This window comes from Pseudomonas sp. ABFPK, from assembly GCF_001586765.1.
Lineage (GTDB): Bacteria > Pseudomonadota > Gammaproteobacteria > Pseudomonadales > Pseudomonadaceae > Aquipseudomonas > Aquipseudomonas asiatica.
Genome location: NZ_LQXW01000001.1, coordinates 375,392 through 391,122, shown reverse-complemented (window position 1 = coordinate 391,122; position 15,731 = coordinate 375,392). Strand labels below are relative to the sequence as shown.

The window sequence follows — 15,731 nt, the reverse complement described above, 5'->3', positions numbered from 1 at the left end:
GCCGTGGGATTAATCAGGCGGGTTTCGCCGTAGGCTTGCGATTATAAGCCCACCAGATCAGGCCAAGGCCAGCCAGGATCATCGGCACGCACAGAATCTGACCCATGGTCAGCCAACCCCAGGCCAGGTAGCCCAGTTGGGCATCCGGTACGCGGACGAATTCGACGATGAAGCGGAAGATGCCGTAGAACAGCGCGAACATGCCGGATACCGCCATGGTCGGCCGCGGCTTGCGCGAGAACGCCCAGAGGATGAGGAACAGCGCCACACCTTCGAGTGCGAACTGGTACAGTTGCGATGGGTGACGCGGCAGCTGCGCCGGGTCGCTGAACGGCGGGAAGACCATCGCCCATGGCACGTCGGTGGCCTTGCCCCACAGCTCGGCGTTGATGAAGTTGCCGATGCGCCCGGCCCCCAGGCCGATCGGCACCAGCGGGGCGACAAAGTCCATCAGCTCGAAGAACGACTTGTTGTTGCGCTTGCCGAACCACAAGGCCGCCAGCATCACGCCGATGAAACCGCCGTGGAACGACATGCCACCCTTCCACACCTCGAAGATCAGCGTCGGATTGGCCAGGTAGGCGTGCAGGTCGTAGAACAGCACGTAGCCCAGGCGACCACCGACGATCACACCCATCGACAGCCAGAACACCAGGTCGGAGAGCTTTTCGCGCGTCCAGGTGGGGTCGAAGCGGTTCAGCCGGCGCGAGGCGAGCAGCCAGGCACCGCCGATGCCGACCAGGTACATCAGGCCGTACCAATGGATTTTCAGCGGCCCGATGGCCACGGCCACGGGGTCTATCTGCGGGTAAGGCAGCATGGAACTTCCTCTCGATTCAAATCAAAAAGCTGAGACCGACACAGAACAGCAGGGCTGCGAACAGGCGTTTCAACAAACGTGGCGACAGCTTGTGCGCCAGGCGCGCGCCGAAGCGGGCGAAAAACATGCTGGTCACGGCAATGCCGAGCAGCGCCGGCAGGTACACGTAACCCAGGCTGTGGGCCGGCAGGTGCTCTTCGTGCCAACCCAGCAGCATGAAACTCAGGGCACTGGCCAAGGCAATGGGCAGGCCACAGGCCGAAGACGTGGCCACTGCCTGCTGCATGGGCAGGCTGCGCCAGGTCAGGAACGGCACGGTCAGCGAACCGCCCCCGATGCCGAAAATGGCCGAAGCCCAGCCGATCACCCCACCTGCACCGATCAGCGCGGGCTTGCCGGGAATACCTCGACTGGCCTTGGGCTTGAGGTCCAGGGCCATCTGCGCGGCGATGACCAGGGCGAACACACCGATGATCTTTTGCAGCAACGGCCCCTGTATCAGCGAGGCGGTCTTGGCGCCGACACCGGCCCCAAGAAGGATGCCGAGGGTCATCCAGACGAAGATCGGCCATTGCACCGCGCCCTTGCGATGGTGCTCGAGCACGGCGTTGATCGAGGTGAAGACGATGGTTGCCAGCGACGTACCGACAGCCAGGTGGGTCAGCACCGAGGCATCGAAACCCTGCAAGGTGAAGCTGAACACCAGCACCGGCACGATGATGATACCGCCGCCCACGCCGAACAGCCCGGCCAGCACACCGGCGCAGGCACCCAACAGCAGATAGAGCACGAATTCCATTCGTCTTCCCCAAGAAATCAATCCGGCATGGTAACGGAAGCCGGGCTCACGGCTCTAGTGAACTGTGTGTCAGGTTGGAAGTGCCCCATCGGAGTGGGTACAGTGGAAAAAAACCGGAGGCCCTACCGATGTGCCTGATCGTATTCGCCTGGCGACCGGGGCACGCCCTGCCGCTGATCGTGGCGGCCAACCGCGATGAGTTCTATGCCCGCCCCACCCAGGCCCTGGCGGCCTGGGAGGATGCTCCCGGGGTATATGCCGGGCGCGACCTGGAGGCCGGCGGCACCTGGCTGGGCGTCGGCCCGCAGGGGCGGTTCGCGGCGCTGACCAATATTCGCGACCCGGCGCAGGCTTTGGGGCCGCGCTCGCGGGGCGAGCTGGTGGCGGCGTATCTGCAGGGGGAGTTGGGGGTCGAGGCCTATCTTGACCAGGTGGCCAGCCGCAGCAGGCAATATTCAGGGTTCAACCTGCTGGTGGGCGATGGACTGCAGCTGGGCTATCTGCATGCCCGAGACGCGGCGCCGCGCTTGCTGGAGGCTGGGGTTTACGGGCTTTCCAATGCCGGGCTGGATACGCCTTGGCCTAAGCTGGTGAAGGCGCGCAGTGGGCTGGAAGGGTTACTGGAAACGCCAGAGCCACAGCGCTTGCTGGCATTGCTGGCCGATGCCGAACCTGCGCCGGAGGGCGAGTTGCCAGAGACGGGCGTGGGGTTGGCGACCGAGAAGCTGCTGTCGAGCGTGTTCATTGCCAGCCAGAACTACGGGACGCGGGCGAGCACGGTGCTGATTGTGGATGATCAGGGGAAAAGGCGGCTTATTGAGCGCAGTTTCGGGCCATTTGGCGGGCACTTGGGGGAAGTTGAGTTGCTGGCCTGATAATTTGACGTTGCTTGCTCCGGCCTCTTCGCGGGTAAACCCGCTCCCACAGGGATTGCGCCGCATCTGAAGGCTGCGCTGTACCTGTGGGAGCGGGTTTACCCGCGAAGAGGCCGGAACAGGCCACCTCACACTCAGAGGGTCTTATTGGCCCCAGGCCCGATCATCCGCGCCAACCCAAGGTTTTTCAGGGCCAGTTGCAGCGAGCTGTGGATAACCTGCGGGTTGTCATGGCTCAGGGCCTCGGTGAGCAATTCCTTGGCCTTGCCCAGGTTGATCTGGCGCAGCATCCACTTCACCTTCGGCAGGTTGGTGGCGTTCATCGACAGGCTGTCGAAGCCCATGGCCATCAACAGGATCGCCGCTGCCGGGTCACCGGCCATCTCACCGCAGATACTCACCGGCTTGCCTTCGCCATGGGCGTCGCGCACCACCGTGTTCAGCGCCTGCAACACCGCCGGGTGCAGGTAGTCGTATAGGTCGGCGACCCGCGGGTTGTTGCGGTCCACCGCCAGCAGGTACTGGGTCAGGTCGTTGGAACCGACCGACAGGAAGTCCACCTGCCGCGCCAGCTCCTTGGTCTGGTACACCGCAGCAGGAATTTCCACCATCACGCCAACCGGTGGCATCGGCACATCGGTGCCTTCGTCACGCACCTCGCCCCAGGCGCGGTGGATCAGGTGCAGCGCCTCTTCCAGCTCATGGATGCCGGAAATCATCGGCAGCAGGATACGCAGGTTGTTCAGCCCCTCGCTGGCCTTGAGCATGGCGCGGGTCTGCACCAGGAAGATTTCCGGGTGGTCGAGGGTGACGCGAATGCCGCGCCAGCCGAGGAACGGGTTTTCTTCCTTGATCGGGAAGTACGACAGCGACTTGTCGCCACCGATGTCGAGGGTACGCATGGTCACCGGCAGCGGGTGGAAGGCCGCCAGCTGCTCGCGGTAGATGGCCAGCTGCTCTTTCTCGCTGGGGAAGCGCTGGTTGATCATGAACGGCACTTCGGTGCGGTACAGCCCCACCCCTTCGGCGCCACGCTGCTGGGCACGGGCAACGTCGGCGAGCAGACCGGTGTTGACCCACAGCGGCATGCGGTGGCCGTCCGGGGTAACGCACGGCAGTTCGCGCAGGGCATCCAGGCCCTGGGCCAGCTGGCGCTCCTCCTCGACCACGTCGCTGTACTGCTTGCGCAGCACTTCGCTGGGGTTGGTGAACACCTCGCCCTTGTAGCCGTCGACGATCATCTCGATGCCGTCGACCTTGGAATAAGGCAAATCGACCAGGCCCATCACCGTGGGGATGCCCATGGCGCGAGCCAGGATGGCGACGTGGGAGTTGCCCGACCCCAGTACCGAGACCAGGCCGACCAGCTTGCCTTCAGGCACTTCGCCGAGCATCGCCGGGGTCAGCTCTTCGCTGACCAGGATGGTGTTGTCGGCGTACACCAGCGACTGCGCGCGGGCTTCCTGCAGGTAGGCCAGCAGGCGCCGGCCCAGGTCCTTGACGTCGGAGGCGCGCTCGCGCAGGTAGTCATCGTCCATCAGCTCGAAGCGGTTGACGTGCTCGCCCACCACCTGGCGCAGGGCACCCTGGGCCCACTGGCCGGTCTTGATGACTTCGGTCACCTCACCGCCCAGGGCCGCATCTTCGAGCATCATCAGGTACACATCGAACAGTGCACGCTCCTCCGGGCGCAGCTGGGTGGCCAGCTTGGCCGACAGCTTGCGCATATCGTCGCGCACACCTTCGAGGGCGTTCTGGAACAGCTTCAGTTCGGCGTCGATGTCATCGACGGTCTTGTCCGGTACCACTTCCAGATCGGCTGGCGGCAGCATAACCACTGCGCGCCCCACGGCGGCACCGGGCGAGCCCGGTACGCCGACGAAGCGCGCTTCCTGGATACCCTTGCCCTGGCGGCCCAGGCCACGGATCGAGCCAGTAGCCTCGGCGTGGGCGATAACCCCGGCGAGCTGGGCGCTCATGGTGACCAGGAAGGCCTCTTCGCCCTCGTCGAACTGGCGGCGCTCCTTTTGCTGGATGACCAATACCCCGACCACGCGGCGGTGGTGGATGATCGGCGCACCGAGGAAGGAGGCGAATTTTTCCTCGCCGGTTTCGGCAAAGTAGCGGTAACGCGGGTGGTCGGCAGCGTTTTCCAGGTTCAGCGGCTCTTCCCGGGTACCGACCAGGCCGACCAGGCCTTCGTTGGGGGCCATGCTGACCTTGCCGATGGAACGTTTGTTCAGGCCTTCGGTGGCCATCAGCACGAAGCGGTTGGTTTCCGGGTCGAGCAGGTAGACCGAGCAGACCTGGCTGCCCATGGCCTCCTTGACACGCAAGACAATGATCCCCAACGCCGACTTGAGATCTTTGGCGGAGTTTACTTCCTGGACGATCTTGCGCAGCGTATTGAGCATGGCTCGGGGTCGAACTCCGTCGTCAGTCGCGCGTCAGCAGACGCGGTGCTAGCTCTTTCAGGGCGCGTCGGTAGACCTCGCGCTTGAATGTCACAACCTGGCCCAGCGGGTACCAATAGCTGACCCAACGCCAGCCGTCGAATTCCGGCTTGCCGGTCAGGTCCATCCGCACCCGTTGTTCGTTGCTGACCAGACGCAGCAGGAACCATTTCTGCTTCTGGCCGATGCACAGCGGCTGGCTATGCGTACGCACCAGTCGCTGGGGTAAACGATAACGCAACCAGCCACGGGTGCAGGCAAGAATTTCCACATCATCGCGTTCAAGGCCAACTTCTTCGTTCAGCTCGCGGTACAGGGCATCTTCCGGCGTCTCGTCAGGGTTGATGCCACCCTGGGGAAACTGCCAGGCATCCTGGTTGATCCGTCGAGCCCATAGCACCTGCCCGGCATCATTCGTGAGAATGATCCCGACATTGGGGCGAAAACCATCCGGGTCGATCACGGCAGCAACCTCGCAAACGCATGTCACCGCATTGTTCCACAAAGCTTGCGAGCGCAGCAACGCGCCCGCCAAGCTTATGTGCAGCAGCGTGAAAACTCCGTATTCTGCGGGCCTACCCTGTGGCTTATGCGAGTGACCGCGATGCGCCTGGCTTTATTCGACCTGGACAATACCCTCCTTGGTGGCGACAGCGACCATGCCTGGGGTGACTACCTTTGCCAGCGCGGCATCCTCGACCCGGTTACCTACAAGCAACGCAACGATGGCTTCTATCAGGAATACCTGAACGGCACCCTGGACCTGCAGGCCTACCTGGCCTTTTCCATGGAAATCCTTGCGGCAACACCAGTAGCCCAGCTCGACGAATGGCACCATGATTTCATGCGCGACTGCATCGAGCCGATCATCCTGCCAAAGGCGCTTAGCTTGCTGCAGCAGCACCGCGAGGCCGGCGACCAGCTGGTGATCATCACCGCCACCAACCGCTTCGTCACCGCACCGATTGCCCGGCGCCTGGGGGTTCGCGTGTTGCTGGCGACCGAATGCGAAACGCGTGATGGCCGCTATACCGGACGTAGTACCGATATACCGTGTTTCCGTGAAGGCAAGGTGACGCGGCTGGAGCGCTGGATGCTGGAGAACGGCTTCGACCTTGAGGACAGCTATTTCTATAGCGACTCGATGAACGATTTGCCGCTGTTGCAGCGGGTGGCGCATGCAGTGGCGGTGGATCCCGACCCGAAGCTGCGGACGGAGGCCGAGATGCGTGGGTGGCCGGTGGTTTCGCTGCGGGATTGAGGTTTTCCTGTGCCGGCCTCTTCGCGGGTAAACCCGCTCCCACAGGTACTGCACAGCCCTCAAGCCTTGCTCAGACCCTGTAGGAGCGGGTTTACCCGCGAAGAGGCCAGCACATACAGCACAAAGCTGTCAGACCGGCTTGGCCCCCATCAGCCCGGCGATGGACAGGAAGCAAACCCCACTGAACACCGCCAGTGCCAAGGTAAAGCGCAACCCCACCACCTCGGCCTTGCGCAGCCGGTTCAACCGCACCAGCAGCCACCACACGGCAAACGCGCCCAGCGTATAGATGACGCTGGACGCCAGCACCCAGGCCTGCCCCAGCGGCCAGCCCACCAGGTGCACCAGCCACCAGCCGGTGAACGGCATGCTCACCAGGCACAGGCCCATCACCAGCCAGACGAACACCAGCGGCCGACGCAGCAGCTTGGCGTAAGCCTCGGCATCGCCCTGGCGGCGGGCGCGCACGGTCCAGAGCGCCAGGCCCAGAGCACCCAGCAGCAGGAGCGCGGTGGCGATGATGTGCAGGGTCTTGAGGGTGGTCAGGTGTTCCATGTCTCGGTTGTCCTTAAGCAGGCCATTTTGTGCAGGCTTCTTCGCGGGCTTGCCCGCTCCCACAGGGATATCACAGGCCCTGAAGCCTGCGCAGTACCTGTGGGAGCGGGCAAGCCCGCGAAAGGGCCGTCAGCCCCAGCTTAGCCTCTCAGCCCAGGAACAGCTTGTAAGCCGGGTTGTCAGTCTCGTCCCAGTACGGGTAGCCGATCTTGGCCAGCGCCGCCGGCACCAGGTGGCGCTCGTCCTCCGGCACCTGCAACCCCGCCACCACGCGCCCGTCAGCGGCGCCATGGTTGCGGTAATGGAACATCGAGATGTTCCAGCGCCCGCCCAGCTTGTTGAGGAAGTTGAACAGCGCCCCCGGCCGCTCGGGGAACTCGAAACGCAGCACCATCTCGTCACTGGCACCGGCCGAATGACCACCAACCATATGGCGAATATGCAGCTTGGCCAGCTCGTTGTCGGTCAGGTCGGTAACCGGGAAGCCCTGCTCGGTCAGTTGCTGTACCAGCGCCGCACGCGGGTCGTTTTCCGGGTGGGTCTGCACGCCGACGAAGATATGCGCCTCGTCGGAGGTGTGCTTGCGGTAGTTGAATTCGGTGATCTGGCGCTTGCCGATAGCCTCGCAGAAGGCCTTGAAGCTGCCCGGGCGCTCGGGGATGGTAACGGCGATGATCGCTTCGCGCTTTTCACCCAGCTCGGCACGCTCGGCCACATGGCGCAGGCGGTCGAAGTTGACGTTGGCACCGGAGTCGATGGCCACCAGGGTCTGCCCGGTCACGCCGTACAACTCGACGTACTTCTTGATGCCCGCCACGCCCAAGGCACCAGCAGGTTCGGTGATCGAGCGGGTATCATCGTAGATATCCTTGATAGCCGCGCAGATTTCGTCGGTACTGACGGTGACCACTTCATCCACATGATGGCGGCAGATGTCGAAGGTGTGCTGGCCGATCTGAGCCACCGCTACACCGTCGGCGAACAGCCCGACCTGCGGCAGCACCACGCGCTCGCCGGCCGCCATGGCCGCCTGCAGGCAGTTGGAGTCGTCCGGCTCGACACCAATCACCTTGATTTCCGGGCGCAGGTATTTCACGTAGGCAGCAATGCCGGCGATCAGGCCACCGCCACCCACCGGCACGAAGATCGCGTCCAGCTGGCCTGGGTGCTGGCGCAGGATTTCCATGGCCACGGTGCCCTGCCCGGCGATAGTGTGCGGGTCGTCGTAGGGATGCACGTAGACGAAGCCCTTTTCATCGACCAGTTTCAGCGAATAGGCCAGCGCCTCGGGGAACGAGTCGCCATGCAGCACCACCTTGCCGCCCCGCGAACGCACGCCCTCGACCTTGATCTCCGGGGTGGTCTTGGGCATCACGATAGTGGCCTTGATACCCATCTCGCGCGCAGCCAGGGCCAGGCCCTGGGCATGGTTGCCGGCAGAGGCGGTGACCACGCCGCGGGCCAGTTCTTCCGGGGTCAGTTGGGCCAGCTTGTTGTAGGCCCCGCGGATCTTGAACGAGAACACCGGCTGCAGGTCTTCGCGCTTGAGCAGAATCTGGTTGCCCAGGCGCTTGCTCAGCTGCCCGGCGCTCTGCAGCGGGGTTTCGACCGCGACGTCGTAGACGCGCGAGGTGAGGATCTTCTTGACGTACTGTTCGAGCATCGGGAATGCATCACTGTGCCGCGGGACAAGGGCTGGGAGTCTACCCCAGCGCTACGTCGGGCGACCACAGCAAAGCCGCCCGAGCCGTTATACTAGGCTCTTTTCAAATCCGCCCTGCCCCTCTCGGAGCCCGCATGACCCAGGACCAACTCAAACAGGCCGTCGCCCAGGCCGCTGTCGACTTCATTCTGCCCAAGCTGGATGAAAAGAGCGTCGTCGGCGTCGGCACCGGTTCGACCGCCAACTTCTTCATCGACGCCCTGGCTCAGCACAAGACCGCCTTCGACGGCGCGGTCGCCAGCTCCGAAGCCACTGCCCAGCGTCTGAAGGGCCATGGCATCCCGGTCTACGAGCTGAACAGCGTCAGCGAACTGGAGTTCTACGTGGACGGCGCCGACGAGAGCGACGCGCACCTGAACCTGATCAAAGGCGGCGGCGCAGCCCTGACCCGCGAGAAGATCGTCGCCGCCGTGGCCAAGACCTTCATCTGCATCGCCGATGCCAGCAAGCTGGTACCGGTGCTGGGCGCGTTCCCGCTGCCGGTCGAAGTGATCCCGATGGCCCGCAGCCACGTGGCGCGCCAGCTGGTCAAACTGGGCGGTGACCCGGTGTACCGTGAGGGCGTGGTTACCGACAACGGCAATGTGATCCTCGATGTGCACAACCTGCACATCACCAACCCGGTGGAGCTGGAAGCGCAGATCAACGCCATCGTTGGCGTGGTGACCAACGGCCTGTTCGCGGCACGGCCGGCGGATTTGCTGCTGCTGGGTACCTCTGAGGGCGTGAAGAGCCTCAAGGCCGAGTAACTTTCTGCTAGAGCTTCGCCCTCGATTCGCAGCACAAGGCTGCTCCTACAGGGGTACGCGGTTTCCTGTAGGAGCAGCCTTGTGCTGCGAATGGGCTGCAAAGCAGCCCCACCTGCTCACTCCGCTGGCTGTTTGAACACATAGAACAGGTTCGGCTCACTGACCAGATAGATGGTCCCCGCCTCATCCATCGCAATCCCCTCCGCCTGTGGCACCGTCGCCTGCAACCCCTGGAACCCCTTGCGCAACGACAAGGTACTCAGCGGCCGGCCCTCCACATCCAGCTCCAGCACCAGCCGCGACTCGTCCGACAGCGCCAGCAAGTGCCCGCTGCGCTCATCGAACTGCAAGCTCGACAGGTCCCGCACGAACAGCCGCGAATCGCGCTTGCGGTCCTGCACCACATGCACCGCATAGGGCTGCTCAGGATTGTCGTGCGGGAAGCCATGCACCTCGTAGATCAGCATTGGGTCACGCTCCTTGGCCACGAACAGGCGCTTGCCCGCCGAATCATAGGCCAGCCCCTCGAAGCCCTTGTTGCCATTCAGGCCAATGCCCAGGGTCAGCTGCTCGGCATCGCCGGCATCGAGGAACATCGCGTCGTCCTCCAGGCGCACGCGAATCAGCCGCTGCTGACGCTCGTCGGTGATCACATAGCTGTTGGGCCCGACGTACTCCACGGCTTCCGGGTCGCCGAAGCCGGTCAGCGGCACTCGGCGCAGGATGCGCCCGTCCAGCGATAGCTCGATCAGCTCCGAGCGTGCGTTGGTAACGGTAAACAGAGTCTTGCGGTCGGGGTCGTAGGTCAGCGCCGAGATGTCATCATCCAGCCCCTCGATCGGCTGCGCCTCCACCACCACCCGGTATCGGTCCAGGCCGATGCTTTGCTCGGCTGGCTGCCACCAGGCCTTGAGGTTGAACCAGCCACGCTCGAACAGGCGAAACTCCTGCCCGGCCAAGCCGAGCAGGATCAGGCCGATAACGACCAGAACAGGGAACGGACGAACAAAACGGCGCATGAGGGAAGACTCGACACAGGGGTGACGAATCTAATCACGAACAACTGAAGTAAAGCTTAATGCCAGCATCCGAAAAGTCGGATGTTTGGGTCAGATTTTGCTGAAGCGATAGAACAGTGCCGGCTCGCTGACCATGTACAGGTTGCCCTTGTCGTCCATGGCCACCCCTTCGGCACGCGGGATGGTGTCCTGCAGGCCGTTGAAACCGCCGAGCAGGGTCATGAAACTGACTTGCTGGCCCTGCTCGTCCAGTTCCAGAAGCATGTTGGAGTCGGACGACAGCACCAACAAGTGGCCGGTACGCGGATCCACGCCAAGCGCCGAGAGGTTGCGCAGGTCCAGTTCATCACTGGGCAAAAGCTGTTTTTCACCCGTGAGCGGGCTACGGCCGTCGGTATTCCAGGTATACAGCCTGGGCGGGCGCTCCTCGCCGATTACCAGGCGCTGGCGCAGCGGGTCCCAGGCCACCGCCTCGAAGCCCTTGTTGCTCTTCACCGACGGGCCCAGGTCGTGGCTCTGGAAATCATCATGGTTCAACGAGGTGGTCTGCGCATCCACCTTGACCACGGTCAGGTCGTGCAGGCGCTCATCGGTGATTGCCAGGTAGCCGTCCTCCAGCACGGCGACGCCTTCCGGGTTGTTCCAGCCGTTTAGGGGGATCTTGCGCAGCACATCGCCATCCAGGCTCAGTTCGACCAGGATCGGGTTCTTGCCCATGACTGCGAACAGGGTGCGGGTACGCGGGTTGAAGGCCACATCCGACGCCTCATCGTCGTCCATGCCCGGCAAGGGTTTGGCATCGATGTCGACCTTGTAGTCTGGTAGCCATACGCTCTCGCTGCGCTCGGCGGCGCTTTCGAATCTTTCCTTGACCCACAGCGCACCGCGGTCATCCCAATGCATGGCTACGGCCACGCCATAGCCGACTACCGCCGCCGCGGCCAGGCCGAAGGGCCAGCGCAGGAAGAAACGACGCTTGGGGGTTGCCGGGGCGCTGGAGGGAGATGGCATGCGGGGGTCCTGGGGAAATGGGCGTAGATTCGCGCATTATCCGGATCAGGTGTGAAAAATCGGTAAACAGGACCGGCCTCTTCGCGGGTAAACCCGCTCCCACAGGCATAGCGTCGCCCTTGAGGGTTGCGCAGTACCTGTGGGAGCGGGTTTACCCGCGAAGAAGGCGACGCGGTCTCGAGTCAGAGCACCCGGCTTTCGAAGCGGCTCACACCTGGCAACTCCAGCACCAGTTCATCACCGACATTGAACGGCCCCACACCCGCCGGGGTACCGGTAAGGATCACATCCCCCGCCTGCAGCGAGAAATGCGCGGCCATGTGCTGGATCATCGGCACGATCGGGTTAAGCATCATCGCGCTGTTACCATCCTGGCGAACTTCGCCGTTGACTGTCAGGCGCACCGGGATGTCGGTCACATCCTCGAAGCTGGCGGCCGACACGAACGGCGGCAGTACGCAGGCGCCATCGAAGCACTTGGCCAACTCCCAGGGCAGGCCCTTCTCTTTCAGCTTGGCCTGCACGTCACGCAGGGTAAGGTCTAGCGCCGGTGCATAGCCGGAAATGGCGTCCAGCACCTCTTCCTCGCTCGGATGAGTCGACAGCGGCTTGCCCAGCAGCACGGCAATTTCCGCCTCATAGTGCACCGAGCCACGTTCCGTCGGAATCTTGAAGCCACCCTCGGCTGGTACCACGCAGCTGCCCGGCTTGATGAACAGCAGCGGTTCGGTGGGGATCGGATTGTCCAGCTCCTTGGCATGCTCGGCATAGTTACGGCCGATGCACACCACCTTGCCCAGCGGGAAGTGAATGCGTGTGCCGTCTACGTACTGATGCTGGTAACTCATGGCCGACTCCTCTGGATACTGCTTTCTATTCAGGTGCGAAGATCTTACCCGGATTCATGATGCCGTTAGGGTCGAACACGGCCTTTATCGCCTTCATGCAGGCAATTTCTTCGGGCGAGCGGCTGTAGCCCAGGTAGTCACGCTTGGTCATGCCCACACCATGCTCGGCGGAGATCGAGCCGTTGTAGCGCTCGACGATCTCGAACACCCACTTGTTGACCTTGGTGCACGAGGCGAAGAAGTCGTCCTTGCTCATGTGCTCGGGCTTGAGGATGTTCAGGTGCAGGTTGCCGTCGCCGATGTGGCCGTACCACACCACTTCGTAATCCGGGTAATGTTCGGCGACGATGGCATCTATATCGCGCAGGAACGCTGGCACTTTCGACACCGTGACAGAAATGTCGTTCTTGTACGGGGTCCAGTGCGAGATGGTTTCCGACAGGTACTCGCGCAGTTTCCACAGGTTTTTCAGCTGGGTCTCGCTCTGGCTCATCACCCCGTCCAGCACCCAGCCTTGTTCGACGCAGTGCTCAAAGGTGGCCAGGGCTTCGTTGGCCACCTCCTCGGTGCTGGCCTCGAACTCCAGCAGCGCGTAGAACGGGCAGTCGGTCTCGAACGGCGCCGGCACGTCGCCACGCGCCAGGATCCTGGCCAGGCCCTTGTCGGAGAAGAACTCGAAGGCAGTCAGGTCCAGCTTGCCCTGGAAGGCATGCAGCACAGGCATGATCGAGTCGAAATCGGGGGTACCCAGCACCATCGCGGTGAGGTTGCGCGGCGCACGGTCCAGACGCATGGTGGCCTCGACCACGAAGCCAAGGGTACCTTCGGCACCGATGAACAGCTGGCGCAGGTCGTAGCCGGTGGCGTTCTTGATCAGGTCCTTGTTCAGCTCCAGCAGCTCACCCTTGCCGGTCACCACTTTCAACCCGGCCACCCAGTTGCGGGTCATGCCGTAGCGAATCACCTTGATTCCACCGGCATTGGTGCCGATATTGCCGCCAATCTGGCTGGAACCGCTGGAGGCGAAGTCCACCGGGTAATACAAGCCCTGTTCTTCGGCGTAGGCCTGCAGCTGGCGGGTAATAACCCCTGGCTGGCAGACTACGGTGCGGTCGAATGCATTGAAGCCGAGAATTTGGTTCATGTAGTCGAAGGCGACCACCACTTCGCCGTTGGCCGCCACGGCGCCTGCGGAAAGCCCGGTACGCCCGCCAGACGGCACGAGCGCCACCTTGTGCGTATTGGCCCAGCGCACGATCGCCTGCACCTGCTCCACCGTCTTGGGAAAGACGATGGCACTGGGTGCCGGTGGGTAATGCTTGGTCCAGTCCTTGCCATAGGCTTCCAGGGAAGCTGCGTCGGTCAGGACCTTGCCAGGGTCGACAAGGGTCATCAGTTCATCAATTACAGCGGGGTGGGTCATCGCTGGAACTCTCGACTTATTCATAGTCACCCTGAGCACTCTTCACCTGTCGGGATAAGCTCAGATTGTGTCGCGTATGCTAGCATAGCCCTCCCGCTGTTCATGCTAAGGCCGCCTTTGCGCCTGGCATCACCCTCGCCATTTTTTCTCCGGGATACAGGTTTACGCAGATGAGCAAGACTTCTCTCGACAAGAGCAAGATCCGGTTCCTTCTTCTTGAAGGTGTGCACCAGAACGCGGTCGATACCCTCAAGGCCGCCGGCTACACCAACATCGAATACCTCACTGGTTCGCTGCCGGAAGCCGAGCTGAAGGAAAAGATCGCCGATGCCCACTTCATCGGCATCCGTTCGCGCACCCAGCTGACCGAAGAGATCTTCGACTGCGCCAAGAAACTGGTCGCTGTTGGCTGCTTCTGCATCGGCACCAACCAGGTCGACCTGGAAGCTGCCCGCGAGCGCGGTATCGCCGTGTTCAACGCGCCATACTCCAACACCCGTTCGGTAGCCGAACTGGTACTGGCCGAAGCCATCCTGCTGCTGCGCGGCATCCCCGAGAAGAACGCTTCCTGCCACCGTGGCGGCTGGATCAAGAGCGCGGCCAATTCCTTCGAAATCCGCGGCAAGAAGCTGGGTATCGTCGGTTACGGCTCGATCGGCACCCAGCTGTCGGTCCTGGCCGAGAACATGGGCATGCAGGTGTATTTCTACGACCCGCTGACCAAGCTGCCACTGGGCAACGCCGTGCAGGTCACCAGCCTGCACGAGCTGCTGGGCCTGGCCGACATCGTTTCGCTGCACGTGCCTGAGCTGCCGTCCACCCAGTGGATGATCGGCGAGAAGGAAATCCGCGCGATGAAGAAGGGCGCGATCCTGATCAACGCCGCACGCGGCACCGTGGTCGAGCTGGACCACCTGGCCGCCGCCATCAAGGACCAGCACCTGATCGGCGCCGCCATCGACGTGTTCCCGGTCGAGCCTCGCTCCAACGACGAGCAGTTCGAAAGCCCGCTGCGTGGTCTGGACAACGTGATCCTGACCCCGCACATCGGTGGTTCCACTGCCGAAGCCCAGGCCAACATCGGCCTGGAAGTGGCCGAGAAGCTGGTCAAGTACAGCGACAACGGTACCTCGGTATCCTCGGTCAACTTCCCGGAAGTGGCCCTGCCGGCGCACCCAGGCAAGCACCGCCTGCTGCACATCCACGAAAACATCCCGGGCGTGCTCAGCGAGATCAACAAGGTCTTCGCCGAGAACGGCATCAACATCTCTGGTCAGTTCCTGCAGACCAACGAGAAAGTCGGTTACGTGGTGATCGACGTTGACGCCGAGTACTCCGACCTGGCGCAAGAAAAGCTGCAACAGGTCAAGGGCACCATCCGTTCCCGCGTCCTGTTCTAAGTTCGCTGGCGGCATGAAAAAAGGGAGGCCCTGGTGGCCTCCCTTTTTTTGCCTGTGACATTGGTGTCGCTTGCTTCGCGGGCTTGCCCGCGAAGAGCTCAACCCCTATTTCACGTCGACAGTAATCTTCTGCGACACGACGCTCGGCTTGAACGGCACGTGATACTGGTCACCCAGCACCAGCTGCAGGGTGTGCTTGCCTGGGGTCAGGGTAATGCTGGTTTCGGTCTGCGCCTTGCCGAAGTGCAGTACTTGCGGGCCATCCGGCAACGCGGTGCCGGCCTGTGGCATCAGGCTGGCCGGCAGGGCCATGTCGGCCACAGGCTCTTTATCCACGTCCACCAGCAGGTGGTGGTGCCCGGTGTGCGGGGTGCTGTCACCCGCAGGCTTGAGCGCCATGCCCTCGATGCCGAACTTGACGGTGAAGGTCTTGTCGACCGTGGCGCCATCGGCGGGGGAAACGATGAAGACCTTGGCATCCTTGGGCGGCTCCTGGCTCTTCAGGGCATCTGCGGCACTGGCGAACATCGACGCTCCCATCAACAGACCAGCAACGGCAGCACGCGAAAATAGGCTGTTCATTCACTTCTCCTGTGATTCACTTATTGACCGCCGCCAGTATTCCAGTGGCGGCGGTGGTTCACCTTAGTTGATATGTTTGCCCAGATGTTCACATCCTCAGGCAGAAATATTTCAATCAGGGTTAAACAATACCGAGGCTTCAAGGTCATAGGCTGCGCTCGACCACGGCGAGGAAGAAAGCCGTGGCGAAGGTTATTCATCTGCCAAAGAGAA

15 protein-coding genes are annotated in these 15,731 nt (G+C 62.6%); 4 read left to right on the top strand and 11 right to left on the bottom strand.

From position 1 onward, the window contains the following. Positions 1 to 13 precede the first annotated feature (13 nt). Positions 14 to 820, bottom strand: coding sequence for a prolipoprotein diacylglyceryl transferase (gene lgt, locus WM94_RS01810; protein WP_013974665.1), 807 nt, complete (start codon positions 818 to 820; stop codon positions 14 to 16). A gap of 16 nt (positions 821 to 836) precedes the next feature. Then, positions 837 to 1,619 carry a sulfite exporter TauE/SafE family protein gene (locus WM94_RS01805; RefSeq protein WP_061550294.1) on the bottom strand — a complete coding sequence of 261 codons (783 nt, stop codon included), beginning with the start codon at positions 1,617 to 1,619 and terminating at the stop codon, positions 837 to 839. A 128-nt stretch (positions 1,620 to 1,747) separates the two neighbouring features. Here WM94_RS01805 and WM94_RS01800 point away from each other — a divergent pair, with 128 nt between their 5' ends. After that, positions 1,748 to 2,494 carry an NRDE family protein gene (locus WM94_RS01800; RefSeq protein ID WP_061550293.1) on the top strand — a complete coding sequence of 249 codons (747 nt, stop codon included), beginning with the start codon at positions 1,748 to 1,750 and terminating at the stop codon, positions 2,492 to 2,494. A gap of 134 nt (positions 2,495 to 2,628) precedes the next feature. Here the strand turns inward: WM94_RS01800 and ptsP are convergent, their stop codons facing one another. Both ptsP and WM94_RS01790 read right to left on the bottom strand, forming a co-directional pair. Next, positions 2,629 to 4,908: a phosphoenolpyruvate--protein phosphotransferase gene (gene ptsP / locus WM94_RS01795; protein ID WP_023660917.1), complete on the bottom strand. Its 2,280-nt coding sequence runs from the start codon at positions 4,906 to 4,908 to the stop codon at positions 2,629 to 2,631. Between the two features lie 22 nt (positions 4,909 to 4,930). Beyond that, complete coding sequence (locus WM94_RS01790) at positions 4,931 to 5,410, bottom strand: RNA pyrophosphohydrolase (RefSeq protein ID WP_003249017.1); 480 nt, start codon at positions 5,408 to 5,410, stop codon at positions 4,931 to 4,933. Positions 5,411 to 5,551: 141 nt separating this feature from the next. Between WM94_RS01790 and WM94_RS01785 the strand changes: the two genes are divergently transcribed. After that, the gene (locus WM94_RS01785) at positions 5,552 to 6,208 is read left to right on the top strand and encodes an HAD family phosphatase (protein WP_061550292.1); all 657 of its coding nucleotides are present in this window, start codon (positions 5,552 to 5,554) and stop codon (positions 6,206 to 6,208) included. A gap of 129 nt (positions 6,209 to 6,337) precedes the next feature. On the opposite strand, the gene WM94_RS01780 is transcribed toward WM94_RS01785, so the two are convergent. After that, on the bottom strand, positions 6,338 to 6,763 hold the full coding sequence (locus tag WM94_RS01780) for a DUF2269 domain-containing protein (RefSeq protein WP_061550291.1): 426 nt from the start codon (positions 6,761 to 6,763) through the stop codon (positions 6,338 to 6,340). Between the two features lie 148 nt (positions 6,764 to 6,911). Further along, entirely contained in the window at positions 6,912 to 8,426 is a 1,515-nt protein-coding gene (ilvA, locus tag WM94_RS01775; RefSeq protein WP_013974671.1) for a threonine ammonia-lyase, biosynthetic, read from the bottom strand. Positions 8,427 to 8,560: 134 nt separating this feature from the next. Here ilvA and rpiA point away from each other — a divergent pair, with 134 nt between their 5' ends. Then, a complete protein-coding gene (gene rpiA / locus WM94_RS01770) occupies positions 8,561 to 9,235 on the top strand; it encodes a ribose-5-phosphate isomerase RpiA (RefSeq protein ID WP_061550290.1) in 675 nt (224 codons plus the stop codon). A gap of 116 nt (positions 9,236 to 9,351) precedes the next feature. Here rpiA and WM94_RS01765 read toward each other — a convergent pair whose 3' ends face one another. From WM94_RS01765 to WM94_RS01750, 4 genes are all read right to left on the bottom strand, one after another. Then, positions 9,352 to 10,254 carry an SdiA-regulated domain-containing protein gene (locus tag WM94_RS01765; RefSeq protein ID WP_061550289.1) on the bottom strand — a complete coding sequence of 301 codons (903 nt, stop codon included), beginning with the start codon at positions 10,252 to 10,254 and terminating at the stop codon, positions 9,352 to 9,354. A 90-nt stretch (positions 10,255 to 10,344) separates the two neighbouring features. After that, positions 10,345 to 11,265 carry an SdiA-regulated domain-containing protein gene (locus WM94_RS01760; protein WP_061550288.1) on the bottom strand — a complete coding sequence of 307 codons (921 nt, stop codon included), beginning with the start codon at positions 11,263 to 11,265 and terminating at the stop codon, positions 10,345 to 10,347. 182 nt (positions 11,266 to 11,447) lie between these two features. Continuing rightward, a complete protein-coding gene (locus WM94_RS01755) occupies positions 11,448 to 12,113 on the bottom strand; it encodes a fumarylacetoacetate hydrolase family protein (protein WP_015272191.1) in 666 nt (221 codons plus the stop codon). 25 nt (positions 12,114 to 12,138) lie between these two features. Then, on the bottom strand, positions 12,139 to 13,536 hold the full coding sequence (locus tag WM94_RS01750; RefSeq protein ID WP_061550287.1) for an FAD-binding oxidoreductase: 1,398 nt from the start codon (positions 13,534 to 13,536) through the stop codon (positions 12,139 to 12,141). A gap of 170 nt (positions 13,537 to 13,706) precedes the next feature. Between WM94_RS01750 and serA the strand changes: the two genes are divergently transcribed. Next, positions 13,707 to 14,936 (top strand): phosphoglycerate dehydrogenase, encoded by a 1,230-nt coding sequence (gene serA / locus WM94_RS01745; RefSeq protein ID WP_003258542.1) that lies wholly within the window; start codon positions 13,707 to 13,709, stop codon positions 14,934 to 14,936. Positions 14,937 to 15,041: 105 nt separating this feature from the next. Here the strand turns inward: serA and WM94_RS01740 are convergent, their stop codons facing one another. Further along, positions 15,042 to 15,518, bottom strand: a complete 477-nt coding sequence (locus WM94_RS01740) for a DUF4399 domain-containing protein (RefSeq protein WP_024087878.1) — start codon at positions 15,516 to 15,518, stop codon at positions 15,042 to 15,044. Positions 15,519 to 15,731: the final 213 nt, after the last annotated feature.